Origin of the sequence: Vreelandella titanicae, from assembly GCF_014697095.1 — a bacterium.
GTDB classification, from domain to species: Bacteria; Pseudomonadota; Gammaproteobacteria; order Pseudomonadales; family Halomonadaceae; genus Vreelandella; species Vreelandella titanicae.
This window is the reverse complement of sequence record NZ_CP059082.1, coordinates 4821406-4845863: the sequence shown is the minus strand read 5'-3', so window position 1 is coordinate 4845863 and position 24458 is coordinate 4821406. Positions and strand designations below refer to the sequence as shown.

The 24458-nt window shown below is 57.0% G+C and carries 22 protein-coding genes and 1 pseudogene; 14 read left to right on the top strand and 9 right to left on the bottom strand.

Going from position 1 to position 24458, the window contains the following annotated elements; genetic code table 11:
• Positions 1-203: 203 nt before the first annotated feature.
• Complete coding sequence (locus HZS52_RS22365) at positions 204-932, bottom strand: CDP-alcohol phosphatidyltransferase family protein (RefSeq protein ID WP_041157840.1); 729 nt, start codon at positions 930-932, stop codon at positions 204-206.
• 360 nt (positions 933-1292) lie between these two features.
• Between HZS52_RS22365 and HZS52_RS22360 the strand changes: the two genes are divergently transcribed.
• The 4 genes and pseudogenes from HZS52_RS22360 to HZS52_RS24555 all read left to right on the top strand — a co-directional run.
• The gene (locus tag HZS52_RS22360) at positions 1293-2312 is read left to right on the top strand and encodes a zinc-dependent alcohol dehydrogenase (RefSeq protein ID WP_190373716.1); all 1020 of its coding nucleotides are present in this window, start codon (positions 1293-1295) and stop codon (positions 2310-2312) included.
• A gap of 171 nt (positions 2313-2483) precedes the next feature.
• Complete coding sequence (locus HZS52_RS22355) at positions 2484-2882, top strand: 6-pyruvoyl trahydropterin synthase family protein (protein WP_190373715.1); 399 nt, start codon at positions 2484-2486, stop codon at positions 2880-2882.
• The gene (locus tag HZS52_RS22350) at positions 2879-4834 is read left to right on the top strand and encodes a glycosyltransferase (protein ID WP_190373714.1); all 1956 of its coding nucleotides are present in this window, start codon (positions 2879-2881) and stop codon (positions 4832-4834) included. Before HZS52_RS22355 ends, HZS52_RS22350 begins: the two co-directional genes overlap by 4 nt.
• Positions 4755-5762, top strand: a pseudogene (locus tag HZS52_RS24555) (lysylphosphatidylglycerol synthase transmembrane domain-containing protein); the annotation flags it as partial. The gene HZS52_RS22350 and the pseudogene HZS52_RS24555, both read left to right, overlap by 80 nt.
• A gap of 12 nt (positions 5763-5774) precedes the next feature.
• On the opposite strand, the gene HZS52_RS22345 reads toward HZS52_RS24555, so the two are convergent.
• The gene (locus tag HZS52_RS22345; RefSeq protein ID WP_263366083.1) at positions 5775-6434 is read right to left on the bottom strand and encodes a RibD family protein; all 660 of its coding nucleotides are present in this window, start codon (positions 6432-6434) and stop codon (positions 5775-5777) included.
• Between the two features lie 367 nt (positions 6435-6801).
• Between HZS52_RS22345 and ribA the strand changes: the two genes are divergently transcribed.
• Complete coding sequence (gene ribA, locus HZS52_RS22340) at positions 6802-7905, top strand: GTP cyclohydrolase II RibA (RefSeq protein WP_022520537.1); 1104 nt, start codon at positions 6802-6804, stop codon at positions 7903-7905.
• Positions 7906-7958: 53 nt separating this feature from the next.
• On the opposite strand, the gene HZS52_RS22335 is transcribed toward ribA, so the two are convergent.
• The 3 genes from HZS52_RS22335 to HZS52_RS22325 form a co-directional block, all read right to left on the bottom strand.
• Positions 7959-8732 (bottom strand): creatininase family protein, encoded by a 774-nt coding sequence (locus HZS52_RS22335; protein ID WP_022520536.1) that lies wholly within the window; start codon positions 8730-8732, stop codon positions 7959-7961.
• Between the two features lie 21 nt (positions 8733-8753).
• On the bottom strand, positions 8754-9536 hold the full coding sequence (locus HZS52_RS22330; RefSeq protein ID WP_022520535.1) for an FkbM family methyltransferase: 783 nt from the start codon (positions 9534-9536) through the stop codon (positions 8754-8756).
• A gap of 72 nt (positions 9537-9608) precedes the next feature.
• On the bottom strand, positions 9609-11171 hold the full coding sequence (locus HZS52_RS22325) for an OpgD/OpgG family glucan biosynthesis protein (RefSeq protein ID WP_223827992.1): 1563 nt from the start codon (positions 11169-11171) through the stop codon (positions 9609-9611).
• 238 nt (positions 11172-11409) lie between these two features.
• Here HZS52_RS22325 and HZS52_RS22320 point away from each other — a divergent pair, with 238 nt between their 5' ends.
• Positions 11410-13014: an alkaline phosphatase family protein gene (locus HZS52_RS22320; protein WP_022520533.1), complete on the top strand. Its 1605-nt coding sequence runs from the start codon at positions 11410-11412 to the stop codon at positions 13012-13014.
• Between the two features lie 20 nt (positions 13015-13034).
• Here the strand turns inward: HZS52_RS22320 and HZS52_RS22315 are convergent, their stop codons facing one another.
• The 4 genes from HZS52_RS22315 to HZS52_RS22300 all read right to left on the bottom strand — a co-directional run bounded on the left by HZS52_RS22315 (position 13035) and on the right by HZS52_RS22300 (position 15228).
• Positions 13035-13385 carry a DUF4870 family protein gene (locus HZS52_RS22315; RefSeq protein ID WP_141439683.1) on the bottom strand — a complete coding sequence of 117 codons (351 nt, stop codon included), beginning with the start codon at positions 13383-13385 and terminating at the stop codon, positions 13035-13037.
• 19 nt (positions 13386-13404) lie between these two features.
• A complete protein-coding gene (locus HZS52_RS22310) occupies positions 13405-14340 on the bottom strand; it encodes a lysophospholipid acyltransferase family protein (protein ID WP_022520531.1) in 936 nt (311 codons plus the stop codon).
• A gap of 2 nt (positions 14341-14342) precedes the next feature.
• Complete coding sequence (locus HZS52_RS22305; protein ID WP_022520530.1) at positions 14343-14732, bottom strand: DUF4870 family protein; 390 nt, start codon at positions 14730-14732, stop codon at positions 14343-14345.
• 112 nt (positions 14733-14844) lie between these two features.
• On the bottom strand, positions 14845-15228 hold the full coding sequence (locus HZS52_RS22300) for a VOC family protein (RefSeq protein WP_022520529.1): 384 nt from the start codon (positions 15226-15228) through the stop codon (positions 14845-14847).
• 40 nt (positions 15229-15268) lie between these two features.
• On the opposite strand from HZS52_RS22300, the gene HZS52_RS22295 reads away from it, so the two are divergent.
• The 8 genes from HZS52_RS22295 to HZS52_RS22260 all read left to right on the top strand — a co-directional run bounded on the left by HZS52_RS22295 (position 15269) and on the right by HZS52_RS22260 (position 24389).
• On the top strand, positions 15269-15913 hold the full coding sequence (locus tag HZS52_RS22295; RefSeq protein WP_190373713.1) for a class I SAM-dependent methyltransferase: 645 nt from the start codon (positions 15269-15271) through the stop codon (positions 15911-15913).
• A 180-nt stretch (positions 15914-16093) separates the two neighbouring features.
• A complete protein-coding gene (locus HZS52_RS22290; RefSeq protein WP_009287257.1) occupies positions 16094-17467 on the top strand; it encodes an MFS transporter in 1374 nt (457 codons plus the stop codon).
• A gap of 123 nt (positions 17468-17590) precedes the next feature.
• A complete protein-coding gene (locus HZS52_RS22285; protein WP_190373712.1) occupies positions 17591-19378 on the top strand; it encodes an acyl-CoA dehydrogenase in 1788 nt (595 codons plus the stop codon).
• A 131-nt stretch (positions 19379-19509) separates the two neighbouring features.
• Entirely contained in the window at positions 19510-21138 is a 1629-nt protein-coding gene (locus HZS52_RS22280; RefSeq protein WP_190373711.1) for an acyl-CoA synthetase, read from the top strand.
• A 39-nt stretch (positions 21139-21177) separates the two neighbouring features.
• The gene (locus HZS52_RS22275) at positions 21178-22026 is read left to right on the top strand and encodes a 3-hydroxybutyryl-CoA dehydrogenase (protein ID WP_022520525.1); all 849 of its coding nucleotides are present in this window, start codon (positions 21178-21180) and stop codon (positions 22024-22026) included.
• 117 nt (positions 22027-22143) lie between these two features.
• A complete protein-coding gene (locus HZS52_RS22270; RefSeq protein ID WP_022520524.1) occupies positions 22144-22917 on the top strand; it encodes an enoyl-CoA hydratase-related protein in 774 nt (257 codons plus the stop codon).
• A 100-nt stretch (positions 22918-23017) separates the two neighbouring features.
• A complete protein-coding gene (locus tag HZS52_RS22265) occupies positions 23018-23635 on the top strand; it encodes a LysE family translocator (RefSeq protein WP_022520523.1) in 618 nt (205 codons plus the stop codon).
• Between the two features lie 52 nt (positions 23636-23687).
• A complete protein-coding gene (locus tag HZS52_RS22260) occupies positions 23688-24389 on the top strand; it encodes a glutathione S-transferase family protein (RefSeq protein ID WP_022520522.1) in 702 nt (233 codons plus the stop codon).
• The last annotated feature ends 69 nt before the right edge of the window (positions 24390-24458 follow it).

Here is a 24458-nt window from a genome sequence, read left to right as displayed (position 1 = left end):
ACAAAGTCATCGCGTGATGAGGGCACGTGCGCGGCGGAATTCAGAAGGGCCGTGGGGAACTGTTGCTGAGTGATCCATAAGAGTCTCCCAGTACACGAAAGGCGAAAAGATAGCCTAACAATGACTATAGTCAGGAGGAAACAGCTTATCCAAACCGTTATTTCCCTGAGTCGCCAAGCGGCTCGCTAACAAGATGCAGTGGGCTAGGAGCGCTGTGTTTTTCGATACAGCCACCACACGTCAACACCAAACGAATAGAGCAATGAGATCAATGCACTAATGGCCAGCAGGCTGGCAACAAGGTGGGAGGTTAGTGGCGTTAATGCTAGCAGTAGCGCCACCGCCTGCCAGACACAAACGGCCTTACGGCGAAAACTTGCAAACAGCGGCTTTGAAAGCCACGGGAACTGCCAACTGGCGGCGATAAACAGGTAGCGCATTGCGCCTATCAACAGCACCCAAAACCCCAGTGATTCCAGCCGCAACAAACCTGCGCACAGTAGCAAAATCAGCAGGGCATCCAACTCCATATCAAAGCGCGCCCCGAATCGGGTGTGGCTTTTGGTGCGCCTGGCTATCCAGCCGTCAACGCCATCCAGCAGTAGGGCGATCACCGCGATCGCCAGCCATTGCCAGATTGCCCCTACAAAGGCATTGGCGGCGAGCGCACCTGCCACTAATGAAACCACAACCGCACGCACCAACGTGACCCGGTTAGCCCAACCCAGTGCGCCGTGGGGCCAGAAGATGATGACCAGAGCGGAAATAAACGTGTAGAAGGCAAAGGCCACCCACCAATTGGCCGGAGTAGCCATTAAAAGTGGTAAGCCTTTGCCTACAGCAATTAGCAGCAAGCTGCCCAGCAGTAGTTCTGCAGCGCCATAGAGACGCTTAGGCAGGGTGTAAGAAGAAGCGTTGGAAAAAAGCGGCATGGTGGCTCACGAAGCGGCGTCGCTATCCGCAGTTGAAATAAATGATGCAACTATTTTTATATGTACCATTCTTGTAGAAGAAGGTAGTGTTGTCCATAAGATCAAGAAATAGACGGGTTAGTTTCAATTGTTCCAAATGGTTAATCGAATATATTCTTTTCACCCGCTACGCTGAAGATGGTGAACCATTGAAAACTGTTCTGCCTAAGGCCATGCAATGCATGGCCACACATTATACTCGGGGGCTGAGACACACGGCGTGTCTCTTACCCCTAACTTGCAGCGCAATGGTGGCACGCCACATTCAACGGAATGAAAGAGAGCCCGAATCAAGTGGGCTCGTAACGAAAAGGAACGCTCATGTCGGCGCTTGACGATGTTGGCAAAGCTCCCAATGCCGCTAAAAAAACCTGGGCCACCGCCTTTTGGGTGACCAACCCAGCACAAGGCGAGATGAGGCGTGAACAACTAAGTCCTCCCGCCCAGGATGAGGTGCGTATACGTACCTTATACAGTGGTATCAGCCGCGGCACCGAATCGTTGGTGTTCAATGGTCGTGTGCCTGAAAGCGAATTCTCGCGCATGCGGGCTCCCTTCCAGTCGGGTGAGTTTCCTGCCCCGGTCAAATATGGCTACTGCAGCGTTGGCCGCGTTGAGCAGGGGCCAAGCGTTCTCCTGGATAAAACCGTTTTTTGCCTGTTTCCCCACCAGGATCACTACATTGTGCCTGCTTCGGCAGTGCTGGAAGTACCCACCAATGTGCCTGCTAAACGTGCCGTCTTGGCGGCCAATATGGAAACCGCCATCAATGGCGTGTGGGACGCCGAGCCGATGCTGGGTGAGCGAATCACTATTATGGGCGCCGGTGTCGTCGGTGCGCTGGTAGCGTACCTGTGCGCTCAGGTGCCTGGTGTTACCGTTCAGTTAGTCGATATTAACCCTGAACGTCGCCAGCTCGCCGAGCAGTTGGGCGCCACCTTCTGCACTCCCGAACAAGCTCTCCATGATCAAGATTGCGTGATCCACGCCAGCGGCCAGTCCGCCGGCTTGCGCCAAGCACTGGCGTTAGCGGGCAGCGAAGGGCGCATTATCGAAATGAGCTGGTTTGGCCAGGGGGATATTGCGATTCCATTGGGCGGAGCTTTTCACTCCCAGCGACTGACGCTCAAGGCCAGCCAAGTAGGTCAACTGCCGCCCAAGTTACGCCCACGCTGGGACTACCAGCGCCGCCTTCAATTAGCGCTGAGCCTGCTGGTGGACGAGCGGTTGGATGCGCTAATCAGCGGTGAAAGCGACTTTGCACAACTGCCCACGCTTGCTCCTCAGTTGTTTGGCCGTGGTAGCGTTGAGCTCTGTCACCGCCTGCGCTACCCCTCATAACCTATTTACTTATGGAGCCTCTGATTAACGTAATGAGCGAAGGCCAGACAAGGCAAAAATCAACGAAAAAGCGGAGTTTACGGGTTGTAAATGAGCATTTTGAGGCGATTTTTAACGCCGTATGGTCGAGCGCAATAGTTAATCAGAGGTTTCTTATCATTTGGAGTCTCTATGTTCCGTTTATGTGTCCGTGACCACTTTATGATCGCCCACAGTTTCAATGGTGAGATCTTTGGCCCTGCCCAGCGTACCCACGGCGCTACCTATGTTGTCGATGTGGTTTTTCAGCGCCCCGAGCTGGATGAGGACGGCCTGGTGATCGATATCGGCCTTGCCAGCGAAACGGTAAAATCAGTACTGGCGGATTACAACTTCTGTAATTTGGATGAAGTGCCCGAGTTCGCGGGTAAAAATACCACCACCGAGTTTATGGCCAAGGTGATCTTTGACCAGCTCGCCAAGGCGATTGGTGAGGGCAAAATGGGCATCACCGCCAAAGGGATTACCCATATGGAGATCAAGCTACATGAATCCCATGTAGCCTGGGCAAGCTATGAAGGCGCTCTATGAGTAAGCGGTTTAACCTTATCGTTGCCGGTGACCCTGCTCAGCGTACCGGCGGCTATATTTACGACGCCCAAATTGTCTCGGCCCTGCGTGACCAGGGATGGGAAATTGACGTCGTCGGCTTGGCTGGCACGTTTCCTGATGCGGATGCCGAGGCAGCAGAAGCGCTCACTCAGGCCCTAGCGTCGCTTCCCGATCAGGCGGCGGTGGTGATTGATGGCCTGGCCATGGGAGCGCTGCCGGAGGTGGTTGCCCAACATGCCCAGCGGCTGGAAATCACAGCGTTGCTGCACCACCCCTTAGGCGATGAGTTGGGCCTTGATGAGGCTGATCAGCAGCGCTTTCATCGCAGCGAGTTAAACGCGCTTGCCCACGTGGTGCGGATTATCGTCACCAGCCACTTTACCGCCCGGCGCTTACCGGAGCTGGCGGCCCACTATGAAATGCCACTCAATCCCAGTGTCACTGTGATTGAGCCGGGTGTTGCCCAGGCGCCGATCAGCTCCGCAGCAGAACCGGGTGAGCTACTACGTTTGCTATGTGTGGCAACGTTAACGCCGCGCAAAGGGCAGGATATTCTGGTAAAGGCATTGGCGGGCGTTAGCGGCGATCACTGGCAATGCGACTGCTACGGTGGCGCCCGGGATGCCACTTTTACCCAGCGTGTACAGCAACTGATTGATCAGAACGGCTTGCAAGACAGCGTACGGCTTCACGGCGAGTGCGATGGCGCTACGCTGGAAGCGGCCTATCGCAGCGCCCATGCGCTGGTACTGCCCTCTTGGTATGAAGGCTACGGCATGGTGGTCACCGAAGCCCTGGCCCACGGCCTGCCAGTGATTACCACTACCGGTGGTGCGCTTCGCGATACCTTGCCTGCAGGCGCTGGTTTGAGCGTTGAACCGGGTGACGTCGACGCGCTTCAAGATGCCCTCAGCCGTTTTTGCCATGACGACAAACTACGCCACCAACTGCGCCAGGGAGCGGCCCAGGCCCGGGATGCGTTAAGCGACTGGCAAGAAGCGGGGGCTAAGTTTGCCACGGCGTTAACTGCGCCCGCCGATTCTCCAAATTTGCGCCCAGGCAGCCAGTTTGCGTCCGACTGGCTGACGCTGCGGGAGGCGGCTGATGTCGATTCCCGTAGCCAGCCCTTGGCTGAGCTTGCCGCGAAGTGGCTGAGCGCGCGTACTCCGGCGCCGCTGATAGCGGATCTTGGCTGCGGCCGGGGCAGTAACATGCGCTTTCTGGCGCCGCGCCTGAATGGCCACCAGCGCTGGAAGCTGATCGATCACGACGCCATTTTGTTAGCCCAGGCGCGCCAGTGTGCTGCCGGATTAAGCAATAGCCAAGGGCAGCCCGTGGTGGCCATTGAGACGTACTGCATATCGCTGGAGGCGCTTGCCGAGGTGCCACTTGACGACGCGTACCTCGTCACCGCATCGGCGCTGCTAGATCTGGTCTCCCAACAATGGATCGATGCCTTGGTGACCCGCATTGCTGGGCAGCAGCAGGCGCTGCTGATAGCGCTAAGCGTGACCGGTGAGTGGCACTTTATTGACCCTCAAGGCGCGCCGGTGCTGGATGACGAAGACCGCTGGCTGCAGGCGATGTTTATGGCTCACCAGCAGCGCGATAAAGGTTTAGGTGATGCACTAGGCGGGCAGGCGCACGGGGCATTAGTTGCCGCGTTAGAGAGGGCTGATTATCGCATTGAACAAGCTGAAACACCGTGGCAGCTCGCTGCTGGCAGTCAAGAACAGCAGCCGTTAATGATGGCGCTACTCGAAGGCTGGGCCGAAGCTGCCACTGAGCAAGCCCCGGAAGCGGCGGCGCGTATTGCCACCTGGTTACAGCAGCGCCAGCAGGCGGTGGCCAATGGCGAACTGGGTATTTGGGTGGGGCACCGCGACCTGTTTGCTACGCCTCTGTTTGCCAACCCCAGGGAAGAGGCCTAATCCTATGGGGCCGGATCAAGGTATGTTCACTCGACTGGGGGCTTGTTATAAAAAGCTGGCGCGGAGAAGCCCATGGCTACGCCGCATGGTGGTCAGCATCGCGTTGCTGGGTGCGGTGGCGTTGTGGGTGGAGCCCCAGGCGATTGTGGCGGAGGTGCAACGTTTCTCCGCGGAGTGGGGCGTGCTGGCGTTAGCCATCAGCACGCTACAGATCATGCTTTGCGCCTGGCGCTGGCAGTTTACCGCGGGTCTTATTGATGTACCGCTGCGGTTTGCTTACGCGCTACGGGAGTACTACCTGGCCCTACTGGTCAATCAGCTGTTGCCCGGCGGTGTATTAGGCGACGCCGGGCGGGCGCACCGCCATGCCACTCAAGCGCAGTCTAGGGGGCGCGCCTGGCGAGCGGTGATTATTGAGCGCGCCTCGGGGCAGGTCGCCGTGGTGATGCTAACGCTAACCGCGCTGCTTTTCTCACCGCTCTGGCATGCCGCGCTGGGTGAGTCAGTGATCACAGCGGTGGGGTTAAGCGCATTCGCCGCTCTTGCGGCGCTCATCGCCAGCGGCCTGCTGCTGCGCCAACGTTTTAGCCATGGGCTGACAAGGCTGCCGAGCTGGTGTCAAGCCCTGGCGCGCGATGTAAGGCGTGGTTTGTTGCGGCACGGCGTGTGGCCCCAGCAGTTGCTTTCGTCTCTGGTGATTGTGTTGAGCTATGGTCTGGTAATGGTCTGTGCGGCTCGGGCGATTGGCGTTGAGCTACCGTCGCTGCAAGTGCTGGCGCTGACACCGGTAGTGCTACTGGCCATGCTGATCCCGTTTTCGGTAGCCGGATGGGGATTGCGTGAAGGCGCCGCTGCCGGGGTCTGGGCGCTGGTCGGCCTGCCACCCGCTCAAGGCGTGGCGGTGTCATTGGCTTACGGGGTGCTGGTGTTGCTGGCGAGCCTACCGGGTATCTGGGTGGCGCTGAGTCGTCGTGAAAAAGCGCAACCTTCCGGCGGTAGTATCCCGCAGTCGCAGATCGAACAGCGTGTCGTCACCGCAGCGGAAAGTCCGCATGGGCGGGCGCAGCGCACTCTCAAGGGTCTCAATAGGCGTCATTTGCAGCCCTGGCCTACCGGAGCCGATCAGCAGCGGGGCGACCAACAGATGCAGACGGTCAACGGCACCCGCTTCGATAAACTGAGACACCGTAATGCCGCCACCCTCTATCAGTACCCGCGGCAAGCCCTTTTCGGCCAGCAGGGTGACAACATCTTTGGGATTGAACTGACCGCTGGCATTCAGCGGCAGTACGCAACGTTCAACGTGGGCCACGCTCGCCGTTGCCTGCAGCTCAGACCCCATGATATGCAGCGTCGGGGCGTTATTGGTGTTCAGCAGTGCCAAGTCGCTGGGAATGCGGCCGCGTGGATCCAGCACCACCCGCATCGGGTTAGTGCCGCTAACATGGCGCACGGTCAGCTGCGGGTTATCGGCGCTGGCGGTACCCGCGCCGACCACCACTGCGTCGACCAAAGCGCGCAGACGATGCAGGTGAACCAAACTTTCATGGCCGTTGATGTAGTGGGAGTGGCCACTTTCCGTGGCAATGCGGCCATCCATACTCTGTCCCAGCTGCGCCACCACCCACGCCGGTCGACTGGCCAGCGGGGTCAGGCAATCGAGCAGCTCTCGCGCCTCAGCGGTGATCGCTTTAGCCGTTTGCCACTCGCCGGTTGGCGACACCTTAATCGCCACATCGCTAGGACGCCGATGACGCAGTGCCAACAGCCAATTCCAGGCGTCGGCCAGTGTAATCGTGTTGACATGAGATTCGGGCATGACGCCTCCGCGCTTAAAGATTCGCTTCATCATGCGGGCGCTTCTTGGTTAAGAGCAAGCCGTTCGGGGCAGCCATTCATTCAGTTCAGAGCAAATAGCTCAGCGCGAGCGTGCGCCATCCCCCTCGTAAGGAAGCCAGGAGGCCTACATGTACCAGATTGAACGCGCTATTTTCGACATCCGCCGTGGATTGCCAGTGGTGGTGAATGCCAGTGGGCAGCGTTTGCTCGTGCAGGCGCTGGAAGGCAGTGAATCGGTCGAAGCGCTGGCTTTGCTAGCAGGCGAGCGGCCTTCGCTGGTGCTTACTCGTCACCGCCTGACGGCGATGGGCATGAACTTGTCCGCCGAGGCCGCCAGCCTACCGCTGGTAGCTCACATTAGCACCAATGAGCTGAATGGCTTGGCCACGGCGGAAACGCTTTCACAACCTGCGGGTGGGTTACTGAGCGGGTTAAAGCCCGCCGGAATAGCCGAACTAGGCGCCGTGACGCTGATGCGCAGAGCCCTGCTGATTCCCGCAGCGCTCTGCGCTTTTGTTAGCCAAGAGGCTACAGCGACCATTGAGCAGCAGTTGGCAGAAGGACGCCTGCTGCAAGTCAGCGCTGAAGACGCTACACAATGCCTTGCTGGGGCGCCGGGCATGCTCAAGCGGGTGAGCGAAGCGAATATCCCCCTCGAGGATGCTGCCGACAGCCGCTTTGTGCTTTTCCGTGAGCCGGACGGCCTGCGTGAGCACGTTGCTGTGGTGATCGGTAAACCGGAGCGCTGGGAAGGCGCGGTGCCGCTACGCCTGCACTCGGCGTGTTTAACCGGTGACCTGTTCGGCAGTCTGCGTTGCGATTGCGGCGAGCAGCTACGCAACGCCGTGGCGGATATTCAAGCCATGGGTGGCGGTGTGCTGCTCTATTTGGCTCAAGAGGGCCGGGGCATTGGCTTAGCCAATAAACTACGCGCCTACACCTTACAGGATGGTGGCCTGGATACCGTGGATGCGGATCAAGTACTCGGTTTTGGTGACGATGAGCGCCAGTATGCGGTGGCAGTGGATATGCTCAATGCGCTCAATATCGACCAAGTTCAACTGCTGACCAACAACCCCTTGAAGATGGAAGCGTTGCGTCAGGGTGGTATTGAAGTGGTATCACGCCAGGCGCTGTACGGCAGCGTTACCGACCACAACCAGCGCTATCTAAATGCCAAAGCCACCCGAGGCGGGCACTTGTTGGAAGATGTGCTCAGTAGCCAGCGTTAAACCGTACTAAGCGCTAAACATGAACCAACACGAACCTAGTGACGGGGCTGTCATTAGTTGGTTAGCGGTGGTAGTTGGGCGGTTTCTTTTACCACTGCTGCTAACTGTCTTGCGTAGTGTTGAACCAGTTGCTCGCCTAGTTCAGCGCTGGCTTGGCTGGCATCGCCCGCGACACCTTGGGTGCTTAAGTCTTCCGCCAGCCAGGCAAAAGCCGCAGCACCTTCTGCGCTCACTAATGCATCGCCTTGGGGCGCTGCAGGCGGGGTGGCCTGATAGCCGTCCAACTGCACCAGCGTTGGCGCTAAATAGAGCATCATAGCGGTTTCGAGCAGTCCGCCGTGTAAGCCGTAGCGCAACTCTTCAAAGGCAATCGCGCCCTCTAGCGGTGGTAGCCGTGTGTAAGTCGCTTTGACCACGCGCATACCATGCCGCCGACGCAGGGTTAACCCTGCCAAATCCATCACTGCCTTATTACCACCATGGCTGTTAATCAGCACCAGGCGGCGAATGCCGGCGTGGGCTAAGCTGTCGCCGTAGGCTTCAAGAGTAGCAATGGCCAGCGGCGCGGGTAGGCTGAGCGTGCCGGGAAAATTGGCGTGCTCGTCGCTGGCGCCCACCGCAATCGGCGGTAGGCAGATTACGTTCAGGTGGGTATCCAGCTTCTCCAACATAGCGGTTTGCAGCCCCTCGCCAATGGTCAAGTCGGTGGCTAAAGGGAGGTGAGTGCCGTGCTGTTCAATGGCTCCGAGCACCAGTACCGCTACAGGGTCGCATTGGGCGAACTCGGCTAACTGCGGAGCGGTGAGGGTTTGCCAGTGGTGAATCATAAAATGAGAAGCCTTTAGGTATTAAGCATCATTCAGAAGTAATCGATGATCCGAGCGGCAGGCGTACAGGTCACCGGAAGGCAATCCTTCGGCCCCTGTGCTTAGCCACTCGCTAACCGCTTGCGGTGTTTGCCACTCGGTCCAGCGAAAGTGGCGTTGTTCACCGGCCACCACGTTGTAGCGGTACTCGCCAAGGCGGCTTAAGTGGTTCACGCAGGCGTTGTTTATTTCCAGGGCGCCTGCCACAAACTCCACCGACAGCGCGGCCACCGGGCAACTTAGCCCCGCCAAAACCTCCGCCTCAAAACCTTCAACGTCGATTTTTATAAAGCTGGGCTCGCCATACTCGTCAATTAACGCATCCAGCGTGGTCACCGGCACCCGTAAACGCTGCTCCCACCGTACCTGACTAAAGCCTGCGTTGCGTTCGCCGATCTGCTCCCGCCACTCGGTGGCCAGGGTAGACAGGGTCGGGTTGCTGGGGCTGATCGCTATCTCAGCAAAGCCCACCGTAGGGCCCGCCGCCATCGGCAGCAGGGTAATGGTCGGCGGCTTTACCAGGCGTTTAAACCATTTGGCGAGGTCGGGCTGGGGCTCCAGCGCCACCACCTTGGCGCCGAGCGCATGAAAAGCCGCGCTACGGTCGCCTAGATGCGCGCCAATATCAAAGGCAACGGTGCCGGGTTGTATGAAAGGCTGATAGAGGCGCTGCAGGCCACGCTGACGCCCAGGCCGCCAATAAATAAACAGCGAGCGGGCTAGCCCACCCGCGCTGCGCAGTCGTCGTAGCGCCATGCGCCGCATTAGTTGGGCTCTCTGAATGGACGTGCCTTGATCCACACAGGCGCTGGCGAGATAAGGTTTGCTTGATAAGTGCTATTCGTCATCGGGATACCACACGTAATTCCAGGTTTCGCTAACTGGTTCGCCGTTTAAGGTGAGCCTTAGTCGAACATCGCTGGGTTGATCGCTGGCGGGTAGCCGGAAGCTGGCTCGCCAGCCATTGTTGGGCAGCGCGGTGACCTGGGGGAGCAGTACCTCGCCGTGTTGGGCGCTAATGTCTAACTCGACGGGCTGGTCAGCGGTGAGTTCCTCTAAGGCACCTCCCTGAAAGTCGACAATAAACTGGCGCTGGCCTCGTGAGGCAGAGTCCGCTTGCCCCGGCACCGCCGCATTGCCATGACGAGTGCGAATGGCGCGGCCAAGATTGTGCGCATCAGGCTGAGTGTTCAGCGTGTGAGTGAGATAGTGCAGGCGGCGCGATTCGCCGGCATCCAGGGTGTCGTCCGCCACCCAGTAGGCGACTATATTGTCGTGAGTCTCATCGGGGGTAGGGATTTCGACAAGTTCCACGTGGCCCGGGCCCCAATCATCCAGCGGCACAATCCATTGGCTGGGGCGACGGTGATACTGGGCTTCGGTATCCAAATAGCGGTTAAAATCCCGTTCCCGTTGCATTAATCCAAAGCCTTGAGGGGAGTCGTCTACAAAGGCGGATGTATGCAGGTGAGATGGGTTACTCAGCGGGCGCCAGATCCACTCGCCGCTACCGGCATGTATCAGTAGGCCATCGGAGTCGTGCACCTGTGGACGAAAATCGTCCGGCCGCTCGCGGCTTGCCTCACCATAAGTGAACATACTGGTGAGCGGTGCAACGCCCAGCTTGGCAATATCTTGCCGGGCAAACAGCTCCGCTTCGACCTCGACCTGAGTATTCTCACCGGGTTGGATAACAAAGCGATAGGCGCCGCTGACCGAGGGGCTATCCATTAACGCCAGCAGTTCAAGCTGTTTGGCATCAGCCTTGGGTTTATAGAGCCAAAACTCGCGAAATGCCGGGAACTCTTCGCCATCTGGTGAGGCGGTATCGATCGCCAGCCCGCGGGTAGAGAGTCCGTAAGCCTGGTTGCGCCCCACAATACGGAAGTAGCTGGCACCGAGAAATACACCAAATTCGTCGGCGTAGTCATCGCTGTTAAGAGGGTAGTGGAGGCGAAACCCCGCATGGCCGCTGCCGGCTAAGTCTTGCTCTTTCAGTGCGGCGGCATTGCCATCGTAGGTGTAGTCCTCTGCTGAAAAGGGCAGGGGCGTTACCGTGTCGTTTTCGATAACGTTCAAGGCAATCGGGGTTTGAAACAGAAAGCCGCTATGAAATAACTGTAGGTTAAAAGGGCTCTCGTCTTTCCAGTAGGCGTGTTCGGGATCAAAGCGAATTTGCCGGTAGGTATCGTAATCAAGCTCACGCAATACCTCTGGTAAGGTCTCTTCCGGGGCTTGGTAGGTTTCTTGAGCAAGCTGTTTGGCGCGTTCAATAACCTGCCTGAAGTGCGCATCGTCTGCGGCCAACGCTGGCAAGGTCAGCGCGCAGCCAATTAACACTATCCATTTGCCAGGCCGCCACTTGGCAACCGGCTTCCTACCAACTTGATTACAACGCATGGGCGAAATCCTTTCCGGTGAGGGCCTGCAAAGCGCATGGCCTAAAGCCAAGCAAAGCGTGAAATTTTTACACAACAACTATACGATAAAATATTACAGTACATGATTATTGCGCTTTTCAGCAGCCTTATTCCTTGCTCTCTTATCTTGCGATTGGGTACAGCTACTCAACGAGACCAAGCGCTGACAGACTGTACCTTTGACACTGTAAGCTAAAGTAGGCACCTATGGGGATGCGATGAGTCGATTATTACTAATGCTTCTAACGCTGAATTTCTTACTCATCGCGCCGCTCTGGTGGCGTTTTGGCGAGATCAGCTCATATTTGCTCGCTTGGGAGGCGCTTATCATTGCGCCGCTCATGTTGCTGCTTCCCGTCGGTCAAGCGCGCCGCATAGTGTCCATCGGACTCGTTAGTTGGGTGATGTTGGCAACCGCCGCGAATCTAGGCGCAGCCGCCACCCAAATGGCCTTTGCCCGGCCACTTAATCTTTATCTTGATATACCTTTGCTGCGCTCAATTTATCACCTGCTAGTAGGTAATGTAGGTCAACTGTTGGCAGTTTGCGCAATGCTGCTGGGGGTTGCCCTGCTGATAGCCATCACTCTGGTTTTGGCACGCCTGATGATGCCACCCGTTGCCTACTCTGTTAAGCGCCTGCCTGGCGTGGTCGCGTTAACGCTGCTGGTCACTGCCACTACCGGCGCGGCGCTTGAACTCAATGGAGTACGGCTGATAGAAAGCGCGCGCTTGCCAGCGGTGGACACCACGCGTTTTCAGTGGCAGCAAATTACCGATACCCACGCCGCCCGCCTCGCCTTTACTGCACAGCTGGAGGCCGCACCCATGGAGGCGCGACCACTGCCGGGATTGGCGGGGCGCAATGTACTGCTCACCTTTATTGAGTCCTACGGTATCTCGGCGCTGGAAAACCCACGTTACTCCGACGTTCTACTGCCTACTCTAGCCGAGATGCAACAGCGCCTGGGGGAGCATAACCTTCACGTGGTCTCTGGCATGTTGGCCTCACCCATTCGTGGTGGGCAGTCATGGCTAGCCCACGCGACAGCCCTCAGCGGCCGCTGGATCGACAACCAGCTGTGGTATCAGCTGATGTTGGACAGCGGCCACTCCACTTTGATCGATGATTTTCGTGCCACTGGTCAGCGAACCCTCAGTGTGATGCCCGCCATTACCCTGGCGTGGCCGGAAGGGGAGGCCTACGGTTTCGATGAAATTGCCGCAGCGAAAGATATCGCTTACGCCGGGCCTGCTCTCAACTGGGTAACCATGCCGGATCAATTCACTCTCGATTACACCCAGCGCTACTTGCTAGGTGAGACACCGGTGTTTGCCCAATTGGCACTGATCTCCAGCCATGCCCCATGGACGCCGATTCTGCCGGTACTGGACAATTGGTCATCCATTGGCGATGGGCGTATTTTTGCCCCCTGGGAGGATGCCGGTGACCCACCAGAAGTGCTGTGGCAGGACATTGAGCGCATTCGTGACCACTACGCCTGGTCGGTGGACTACGCTGTGAAAGTCACCGGCCGCTGGGCTGAACGTGTAGTGGATGATAATACCTTGATGATAGTGCTGGGGGATCATCAAGCCGCGCCGTTGATTACCGGTGACGATGCCAGCGCGGCAGTACCGGTGCATATTATTAGTGGCAACCCTGAGCTATTGGCGCCCTTTATAAAGCGTGGCTTTGTTCCCGGCACGTTGCCTACGCTCGAAGAGTCGCGCGACGCACCTAGAATGAGCCAATTACGCCACTGGCTACAAGCCGATTTTGGAGAGTTAAATGATGTTTACACCGAGGATGGTGATGAGTGAAGGACGGAATGACTTGCGGCTTACCAAAGCCAGCTATTAGGGCGTGCCGGTGTTAGCCCTTTGCGAACATCGACCCAGCCGAGTACGCAGCGCACGCCTAGCCATACCGCTAGCAGCGGCCAGAGCAGGGTGCCGACTATCACAATGCTTAGCAAAAAGGCGATGCAGGCATAGAGCGTGCCGATCCAGAAGGTGCGGATCAGATACCGGTAGTGCTGCTGCAGCCAGGGCGCCGCTTCTTTACGATAAACATAGGCGATGATTACGCCAATCAGCAGGGTGATATTGGCAGTGACAATACCCGCTAAGTAAAGCGCGTAGATAATCTGCGGAGCGCGTATCTCATCGCGGGGTATAGGGGGGTGTGCCATCAGTTCTCTCTTTTTCAGCCTAATAAAGACGATAGTCGCGGAAGTTGGCTAGATTTTGCTGCTCCTGCACTACTTTACGGTAGCGCTTGTACTCCCATTGATACTGTGCAGGCTCCAAGGCAATCGCACTCTCGACGCTGGCATTGACGCCTGTGGCAGACTGCACATCATCGTCGCTATAGACCCGCTCGTCGGCATCCAGAAAATGGATCTCAAACCCTTTACCAGGAATACGTAGCGCGACGCCGGTGACTACCCGTGCCTGGGTGCGGGCGACCAATTTCGGCAGCAGGGTGGCGGTGTAAGCCTCGCGACCAAAGAAGGGTGCAAAAACGCCGCTGCCCCAGTCGGGCTCCTGGTCAGGTAGTATGCCAATCGCTTCGCTGCGTTTAAGCGCTTTAAGTAGTGCCGCAACGCCGCGGGGGTTGGTGGGAACCAAACTTGCCCCCATACGCTCGCGGCCATGACGAATGACGGGATCGAGGGCGGTGATTTTGGGTGGCTCGTACATGGCGGTGAAAGGGAAATGGCTCGAGAGCCAAAAGTTAAGCACCTCCCAGTTGCCGAAGTGCGGGGCAAGCACAATCACGCCGCGGCCTTCGGTGCGGGCGTTATCGAGCTTGTCGCGACCGTGCACCGCTAAAATGCTGGTCTCTACCTTGTTTGGTTCCGCCATCCAGGCGTGGCCCAGCTCCAACATCGTAGCCGTTGAGTGGCGTAAACTGTGCTGACCAAGGGTTTTACGTTCAGCAATGGAGAGGTCTGGGTAAACGATCGCTAAGTTGCGATCGGTTACCCAACGCTCACGCTTATTAAAGCGGTAAACCAGGGGGCCGAGCGCCGAAGAAATACGCCACAGGCGCGCAAGCGGCCAGCGTGACAGTTGACGCCACAGCCAACTGATCGCACTGGCTTTGGAAAAACGCCTAGCGTTATTAGCCCCCTGTGGTGTCATCGTTAAATCAACCAAGTATCTACATTGGAAGGTGCGCGCTTCTCTTGCAGCCCTTTGAAACCTTTAACACAGCGAATAATGAACCACACGGCTAGCGCCAGCAAAAGTGGGAAACCGATCACTGCAAAGAGCAATATCGAGAAAATAATGCCGTACACCAATCCTATCCAGAAGGTGCGGATCTGGTAGCGGTAGTGCTCGTCCAGCCACGTAGGGCCTTTGCCCTTATAGACATAGGCAATGACCACACCAATAATCGACGTAAAACCAAGGATAAAACTGGCCAGATAGAGCGCATAAATAACCATTGCCATGGTTGTGTCGGGCTGGGAGCTCTGCTCTTCGCTTACGACTTGGCCGTCGAGTGGGGATTCACTTTCGTTATCAAGCATAACGTTTCCTTTCATTCAATTGTATAGATGCTGAAGTGGGTGATGGTGCTTGGCACATCAGTGCGCGCTATTTAAGCGCGATATATAATACCTTGATTCATTAGACTTAGCATTAACGCGAAGAGGGGCGGCAAATCTCTAGCAGGTTACCGTCCGGGTCACGCAGATAAATCGACTCAATCGGGCCTGTGGCGCCTTGGCGGGCGACGGGGCCTAGCTCTACGTCTATCGCCAGCGCATCTAAATGCTGCTTGAACTCATCCAGCGGCAGCTGGCAGCGCAGGCATAAGTCCAGGCTGCCAGGGGTGGGTGTGGCTGAAATGGGGGCAATATCGGTGTCGGTTTGATGTAGGCGAAGTGCCGTATCACCGAGCATTAAATCGACCCGTTGGGCATCGCGATAGCGCACGTCTAGGCCCAAAACACGTGAGTAAAAATCGACTGCGCGACCCATATCGGTCACGGTTACAACAAGATGATCCAGACCTGATAGCATGCCACCTTCCTTAATACGTAACGATAAGCCAGAGAATACGATGATGCGCTGCTGTCCGCTCTGTGTGGAGCCCACTACTGCGCCCTACCACCGGGATCGGCGTCGTGACTATTACCAGTGTGCCACGTGCAAGCTGGTATTTGTCCCCCCCGAGCAGCATTTAAGCGCCGCTGCAGAAAAGGCCGAATACGATAAACATCAAAACTCGCCGCATGATACGGGATACCGGCGCTTTTTAGGGCGTTTATTTACCCCGCTGTTAGCTAAGCTCGAACCCAACGCCCGCGGTCTTGATTTTGGTTCAGGGCCAGGGCCGACGCTGTCGATTATGTTCGCAGAGCAGGGGCACCCGATGGCTATTTACGACCTTTTTTACGCCCCCGATGCCTCAGTTTTGACACAAATATATGATTTTATCACCGCCACAGAAGTTGTTGAGCACTTGGCGCAGCCCGGCAAGGTGCTTACGCAGTTGGCGGCTCAGCTCTCGCCAGGTGGCTATCTGGGCTTAATGACCAAGCGCGTCACTTCGCCGGAGGCTTTTGCCCGCTGGCACTATATTAGCGACCCCACCCATATCAGCTTTTTTAGTGAGGAGACCTTCCGTTGGTGGGCACAAAAGAATAGTTTAGTAGTGGAATTTCCTGGGCCAGACACGGTTATTCTACACAAAACGCTAACGTGAATAATTATAACGTTAGAAAAGCATTGACTTTGCCCCCTTTGGGGTAATAATTGCGCGCCGCTATCCCGGCCTGACTCGATGTGCCAGGTGAGATGACGGTTCCTGTGAACACGCTTAGTAGCGTTTTTACGCCTGTTTTCAGTCCTTTGTTTCACCACTTTTAGGCAAGACGAGGTTTTCATGTCGCGGCAACTGCTAGCCATGGCGCTGGCGCCCCTGTTAGGGCTCTTCATTCTCGGGATTGGCAACGGTTTTCTTGCCACCTTAATTACCGTGCGCTTGGATGCTGCCGGTGAGTCGGCCACGGTCATCGGTATTGTCTCGTCGGCTTACTTTATCGGTTTAGCGTTGGGCGCAATGGTGAATGACCGCCTGTTGCTGCGCATTGGCCATATTCGCGCTTACGGTAGTTTTGCCTCATTAGTGGCCGTCACGGTGCTGCTGCAAGGCTTGTTCTTCGACCCCTGGGCCTGGTTTGTACTGCGCCTTATCGGCGGCTGGGCCACGGTTGGGGTTTATCTGGTTATCGAAAGCTGGCTGCTCACGTCAGGCGACCAGAAGGTTCGCGGCCGCCTGCTGGCGCTTTATATGATTTCACTTTACGCCGCCGGTGTATTGGGCCAACTGCTGCTGGGTGTTACCAACGCCATGGGCGTCACTGCGCCCTTTATGGTGATTGGGCTACTGGCCTCGCTCTCTGTGCTACCTATGGCGATGATTCCTCGCGTGTCACCGATTATGGAGCACGCCGAACCGCTTCCCCCGCACCGTTTGATCACCCTGACGCCCACCGGTGTGATGGGTAGTTTAGGCTCTGGGATGGTGGTAGCCGCAGCGTACACACTGCTCCCGCTCTATTTACAGCGTATTGGCATGAGTGTCAGTCAGGTGGGGCAGATGATGGCGGTGGTGATTATGGGCGCGATGCTGCTGCAGTACCCGATTGGCCGTTGGTCGGATCGCCATGACCGACAAATGGTACTGATTGGCATTAGCGGTTTCTGCGTGCTGATCTCGGCGGCGATGCTTTGGCTGCCGCTCTCTACGCCGCTGTTGGCGGTACTGCTATTCTTGCTTGGCGGTGGGGTATTTGCGCTCTACCCGGTGGCGGTGAGCCACGCCGCCGACCGCGCCCCCGCAGGGGCGCTGGTGCGTATGAGCCAGGGCCTGTTGCTGATCAACTCCATTGGCGCCACGATCAGCCCGCTAATGATTTCTCCGGTGATGACCGCGATGGGCGATGCGGGTTTGTTTTGGGCCTTCGGCTCACTAAGTCTGTTCTTTGTTATGTTCTTCTCCTGGCGGCGTAGCGTGCGCCCGGCGCCTGTGCCTGTGGCACCCTTTACGCCGACTACGCCAATGACCGCTGCTGGTGCTGAGCTGGTGGTCACCGAGGAGTTGATGCAGGGGGCACTGGAGCACGAGCACTTGGAGGATCTCTCAGATGCCGTATGGGACGTCGACGCCGCTGAACCGGTGGTAGGGCCGCCTGCGGAAGATGAGAGCCATATCACTTATTATGATGATGTGGAGCAAGCAAGTGAGCGAAAGTAAAGACGGGTGAGGACGCTAATCATAGCGGGTGATACCTTGGGCTAATGGTGTGGGCAAGAGAGTGTTACTACTATCAAGGGTACACTTTCAAACAATTGTTTAATTTTCAGCCCGAGGTTCGCTATGAATGTTTACGCCGCACCGGTACGCGATTTGCGCTTTGTGCTTGAAGAGCTGCTAGCGCACCGTTCGCTTAGCCTGCCGGGCTTTGAAGAGGCCACGCCAGACTTGGTCGAGGCGGTACTCGAAGAGGCCGCAAAACTGGCCGGTGACATTTGGGGCCCGCTTAATAAGATTGGTGATCAGCAAGGGGCCAAGCGCCACTCCGATGGCAGTGTGACGACGCCAGAAGGCTTCGCGACGGCTTACCAGGCTTATGTCGAGGGTGGCTGGAACGGTATTGGTGTATCAGAAGCACTAGGTGGTCAGAACCTGCCAGAAGTGGTTGCCAGTGCGGTGCAGGAGATGCTTCACGGTGCCAATATGGCGCTGGGGCTCTGCCCCATGCTGACCGCTGGCGCTATCGAAGCGCTGGCCCATCACGGTAGCGATGCGCTCAAAGCGACCTACTTGCCCAAACTGGTGGAAGGCACCTGGACGGGCACTATGAACCTGACCGAATCCCAAGCGGGCTCGGATCTCTCCCAAGTACGCACTCGCGCGGTACCTGAAAACGACCATTACCGCATCAGCGGCCAGAAGATCTATATCACCTGGGGCGAACACGATGCCGCCGAAAATATTATCCATCTTGTGCTAGCCCGCAAACCCGATGCGCCGGAAGGCAACAAAGGTATTTCCCTGTTTCTGGTACCCAAGTTCCTGATCAATGAAGACGGCTCCTTGGGCGAGCGCAACGACGTCACCTGCGCCTCTATCGAGCACAAACTGGGCATTCATGGCTCGCCCACCTGCACCCTGAGCTTTGGTGAAAACGGCGGGGCGATTGGCTACCTTGTTGGCGAAGAAGGGCGTGGCCTTAATCATATGTTTACCATGATGAACGAGGCGCGTCACAAAGTCGGTATTCAGGGTATTGGCGTGGCCGAACGTGCCTGCCAGCACGCCTTTGCCTATGCGTTGGAGCGTCGCCAAGGGCGCTCTCCCAAAACCCGTGGCGGCGCTGAATGCAGTATCAGCGATCATTTAGACGTGCGCCGCATGCTGCTCTCCATGCGTTCCCGCACCGATGCGCTGCGCGCCCTGGCGCTCTACTGCGCCGCAGAGTTGGATACTGCCCGCCACGCTGAAAGTAACGAAGCCCGCCAAACCGCCCAGGCCCGCGCGGATATTTTGATTCCAGTGATCAAAAGCTTCTCTACCGATCAGGCAGTGGATATCGCCTCCATGGGGATTCAGGTGCACGGTGGGATGGGCTATGTGGAAGAGACCGGAGCAGCGCAGCTACTGCGCGATGCCCGCATTGCGCCTATTTACGAAGGCACCAACGGTATTCAGGCACTCGACTTGGCGGGACGTAAACTCCAGCGTGACAATGGCGAAGCGCTCGCTGCGCTGCTTCACGACGTTTCCGCCACCGTGGAACAACTCAATGCCGACCCCGCTTTGTCAGCGTTGGGCAGTAGTTTGGCCGCAGGGCTTGAGGATTTGAAAGCTGCCCAGACAATTGTGCAGGAACAAGGCAGTGACCCTGAAATCGGCGCAGATGCGGTGCAGGCTTACGCAACGCCGTTCCTGAACTTGGCGGGCCACGTGCTGTGTGCTTGGCAGATGGGGCTGGCGGCTCTCAGCGCCCATGCTGCCCTTAACAACGGCAGTGATGATCCCTTCTATACTGCCAAGATGCGCAGCGCCGAATTTGCCATCACTCAATGGCTGCCGGTAGGCCGCGCCCAGCGTACGGTGATTGAGGCGGGTATGCAGTGCTTAAGCGATTTTGAGGTTCACTAACGCTAATTTTCAGCTTCACGCCGCCGCCTCTTGAGGCGGCGGCGCTGTTTCTAAGCGATCAAAACAACCATTTTAAACAAACTCTTAAAACGAACGCTTTCAAAAACATCAACAAAAGTCAGGAGCCGACCATGACCGCTATCTTTGAGCAAGGCTTGCCCAAAACTGTTGCCAATCACGTGCCGCTTTCACCGCTGACCTTTATCGAGCGCTCGGCGTCGATCTATCCCGATTACCCGGCGGTGGTACATGGCAGTACGCGACGCACCTGGAGCGAAACCTGGTCGCGCTGCCGCCAGCTTGCCTCGGCGCTCGAAAAGCGGGGCATTCAGCCGGGTCAGACAGTGGCGGCGATGCTGCCCAATATCCCCGCCATGTTTGAAGCACACTTTGGCGTGCCGCTGGCCGGCTGCGTGCTTAATACGCTGAATATTCGCCTGGATGCTGAGGCGATCAGCTATATGCTGGAGCACGGCGAGGCTAAAGCCATTTTGGTCGATCCCGAGTTTGCTGAAGTCATCCAGCAAGCCGTTGCCAAGCTAACCCACAAGCCGCTTATCATCGATGTGACCGATGTGGAGTTTCTTGGTGAGACCCCGAGCATTGGGGAAGTGGAGTACGAAGCGCTGCTTCGAGAGGGCGACGCTGACTTTGCCTACCAGCTTCCTGCCGATGAGTGGGATGCGATCTCGCTCAACTATACCTCTGGCACCACCGGCAAACCCAAGGGCGTGGTCTACCACCACCGCGGCGCTTACCTCAATGCGGTGAGCAATATCATGGAGTGGGCGATGCCCCACCACCCGATCTACCTGTGGACGCTGCCGATGTTCCACTGCAACGGCTGGTGCTTCCCATGGACGATTGCCGCCAACGCCGGGGTAAACGTGTGTCTGCGCCGCGTCGATCCTAAAAAGATCATGCAGCTCATTGCCGAAGAGAAGGTCACCCACTTCAGCGGGGCGCCGATTATTCTTAATGGCCTCGTGAACCTGCCTGCGGAAGATAAGCATCAGTTCGATCATCCGGTCAAAGTCACCACCGCCGGTGCCGCGCCGCCTGCCTCGGTGATCGCCGGGGTGGAGAAGCTGGGCATTGAGGTAACCCACGTTTATGGCCTGACGGAAGTCTACGGGCCGGTAACCGTCTGCGCATGGCGGGAAGCGTGGGATGAATTGCCGCTGGAAGCACGAGCCAAAATTAAAGCCCGCCAGGGGGTGCGCTACCACATGCTCGAAGCGCTGTGCGTGGCTGATCCGCTCACCATGGAGACAGTGCCCAAGGATGGCCAAACCATGGGTGAGATACTCATGCGCGGCAATAACGTTATGAAGGGCTATTTAAAGAACCCGGAAGCCACCGAGCAGGCGCTGGAGGGCGGCTGGTACCACACCGGCGACCTGGCGGTTTGGCATCCGGATGGCTATATCGAGATTAAAGACCGCTCCAAGGACATCATTATTTCTGGCGGTGAAAATATCTCCACCATCGAGGTGGAGGACGCTATTTATGGCCATCCCGCCGTTGAAGAGGCCGCGGTGGTCGCTAAGCCCGACGAGAAGTGGGGTGAAACGCCCTGTGCCTTTGTGAAGCTCAAAGTCGGTTACGGCGAAGTCACCGAAGCTGACATTATCGCTCACTGCCGCGAACATTTGGCGGGCTACAAAGTCCCCAAAACGGTTATTTTCAGCGAGCTACCCAAAACCTCGACAGGCAAGATCCAAAAGTTCGTACTGCGTGAAGAAGCTAAAAACCATTGATAACCCTAGTGTAGCGATAATCGATAGAGGAGAGAGTGCATGAGTGACCAACTTGTTGGCGTTGTAGGAGCCGGTACCATGGGGCAGGGGATCGCTCAGGTAGTGGCTGCTAGTGGCTTTAACGTGTGCCTTTACGATGTGGCCGAAGAGCAGCTTGGCCGTGCCAAAACGAACATCGATAAAGGCTTGGGTAAGTTGGTCGCTAAGGAGAAAATCAGCGAATCGGATAAAAGCGCCGCTCTAGCCCGTCTATCTACCACAACCACGCTGAGTGCCCTAGGCGACTGCGCAATTATTATCGAGGCCGCACCCGAACAGCCTGAACTCAAAGAGAAGTTGTTTCGCGATCTAAGCCGCTTGAGCAGCACCGCTATTCTGGCCTCCAACACCTCGTCGCTGTCGCTCACTCGCTTGGCAGCGGTGTGCGATCACCCCGAGCGCGTAGTGGGCATGCACTTCTTTAACCCAGTGCCAGTGCTCAAACTGGTGGAAGTGATTCGTGCCGAACAAACCTCGGACGCTACCGTGGCCGAGATTGAAACCCTAGCTAAAGCGTTGGGTAAAACTGCTGTGCCGGTAGGCGACGCGCCGGGCTTTGCGGTAAATCGCCTGCTGGTGCCCATGATCAATGAGGCAGCGTTTATCGTGCAGGAGGGCACCGCAACGCCGGAAGCGGTTGATAACGCTATGAAACTAGGAGCGGCTCACCCCATGGGGCCGCTGGCACTGGCGGATTTAATCGGGCTGGATGTGTGCCTGGCGATTATGGACGTGCTGCAAGAGGGCTTTGGCGACCCCAAATATCGCCCCTGTCCACTGCTTAAGCGCATGGTCGCAGCGGGCTACCTAGGCCGTAAAAGTGGGCGCGGCTTCTACTCTTACGATTAGCTTGTACTGAAGGGAAGAGTGCGGCGTAAAGAAGTGATTGCCACTCAACCAAGCGTTCGCTAGGGTTGAGTGGTGTTCACTTTAATGTTCCATAACAAATCAAATAAGGAGTCCGCCATGAGCGAAGCAGTCATCGAGAAGGTTGATAACGACGGGATGGTGCGTCTGACCATCAATCGTCCCAAAGCACTGAATGCGTTAAACAGCGAAGTGCTTTCCGCACTGGAAGCGCACTTAGTAGAGCTTGAGGCTCACCCGAACCTACGCGCCGTGCTGATTACCGGTGCGGGCGAGAAGTCTTTCGTCGCGGGTGCTGATATCACTGAAATGCGTGAAAAAACGCCCGAAGAAGCGCGAGCTTTCGCCAGCCAAGCGCTGCGTACTATTAAACGCCTAGAGACTCTCCCCGTGCCGGTGGTCGCGCTGGTGAACGGGTTTTGCCTTGGCGGCGGCTGCGAATTGGCGCTGGCCTGCGACTGGGCCGTAGCCAGTGACAACGCCGTATTCGGCCAGCCGGAAGTACTGCTGGGCGTCATCCCCGGCTTTGGCGGCACCCAACGGTTACCGCGTCGTGTTGGCCCTGCAATGGCGATTGACTTGGTGACTACCGGGCGCAAAATCGATGCCCAAGAGGCGCTACGTATCGGCCTAGTCAATCGCGTGATGCCGCAAGCGGAGCTGGAAAGCTACGCTGAAGAGCTCACCAAGCAACTGAAAGGCAACGGCCCGCAATCAGTGCGTGGTGCCAAGCAGGCCGTTCACGATGGTATGGATCAGGATCTGGATAGTGCACTGGCACTGGAAACCAGCTTGTTCGCCTTCTGCTTTGCCGGTGACGAGCAGAAAGAGGGCATGTCAGCCTTTGTTGAAAAGCGTAAACCTAACTTCTAAACCACGCCTCATTCCAGCTTTACTTATTTAGGGGGTGGCGCTTACGTCACCCCCGTTTTATTCTCGAAACCTAACCATTACCTTCAAGAGAATCGCCAATATGCAATGGGCCGCATTCATCCTCGCCGCACTAGGTTTTGCCTATCTTCCTGGGCCTGCAATGCTGTATACCGCAGCGCAAACCCTGGGGCGTGGCCGACGAGCAGGATGGTTAGCGGTCATGGGTGTGCATATGGGCTGCTACGTTCATGTGGTGGCGGCCGCATTGGGCTTGGCGCTGCTGTTTGCAGCGATTCCGCCTGCTTATATCGCCATGAAAATCATCGGTGGGCTTTATTTACTCTGGATGGGACTGAGGCTATGGCAGCAGGGCATTCGTGCCCATAATGATGAGGTGCCGCTGGCAACCACTAAACGCGTGCTTCGCGACAGTTTTTTGGTGGAGGTGCTCAACCCTAAAACCGCGCTTTTCTTTGTCGCGTTTCTGCCTCAATTCGTGCAGCCCGAGAGCGCTATGCCGGTAGCGTGGCAACTGCTCTGGCTAGGTATCGCCACTAATGTGCTGTTCTCATCAGCGGATGTTGTGGTGGTGCTGCTGGCCAGCCCGTTGCGTGAGTGGTTACAAAAATCCCATGGCTCCTCTCGGCTCATTCAGCGCATTGGCGGTGGCGTATTAATGGGATTAGGCGGTAATACACTGGCTCAGGCAGCACGTTAAGGTGGCTGCCTAATTGATCGGCTAATTCGATTTCCCACATAAGGAGCGCTGCATGTTTGATCTCTATATTGCCAACAAGAATTACTCTTCTTGGTCGCTGCGCCCTTGGGTGCTGATGAAAGCGCTGGAGATTCCGTTTAACGAACACCTGATGCCGTTCGAGGGTGGTTTGGGTGCAAGCCATGCCACCTTCATTCGCTTCTCACCTTCAGGTTTGGTGCCCTGCTTGGTGGATGTGACGGATGAAGGCGAGCTGGCGGTGTGGGACTCCCTGGCGATTATCGAGTATCTGGCCGAGCAGCACGCTAATGTTTGGCCGAGTGATAAAACCGCCCGCGCCTGGGCGCGCTCAGCCACAGCAGAGATGCACAGCGGCTTTAGCGCCCTGCGCGACGAGTGTCCAATGAACTGCGGTATGCGGGTGGAATTGAATAGCTTATCGGCCAATCTTAAGGCCGATGTGGCACGCTTGGATGCGCTATGGCAGCAGGGGATTGAGCGCTTTGGCGGGCCGTTTTTAGCGGGTGAGCACTTCTCAGCAGTAGATGCGTTTTATGCGCCTGTGGCGTTTCGCGTGCAGACATTCAACCTGCCGATCCATGAGAAATCCCAGGCATATGTCGAGCGCTTGCTAGCGCTGCCAGCAATGCAAACTTGGTATCAAGCCGCGCTCGAAGAGCCATGGCATGAGCCCATGCACGAGGCCGATACGCTGAAAAATGGCACAGTCACGGACGATCACCGCAAAGCTTAACCTGTCAGACTATTCACCAGAGACACCCACCATCGGGTACACTGACGCAAATTTCGTTTGGACATTTTC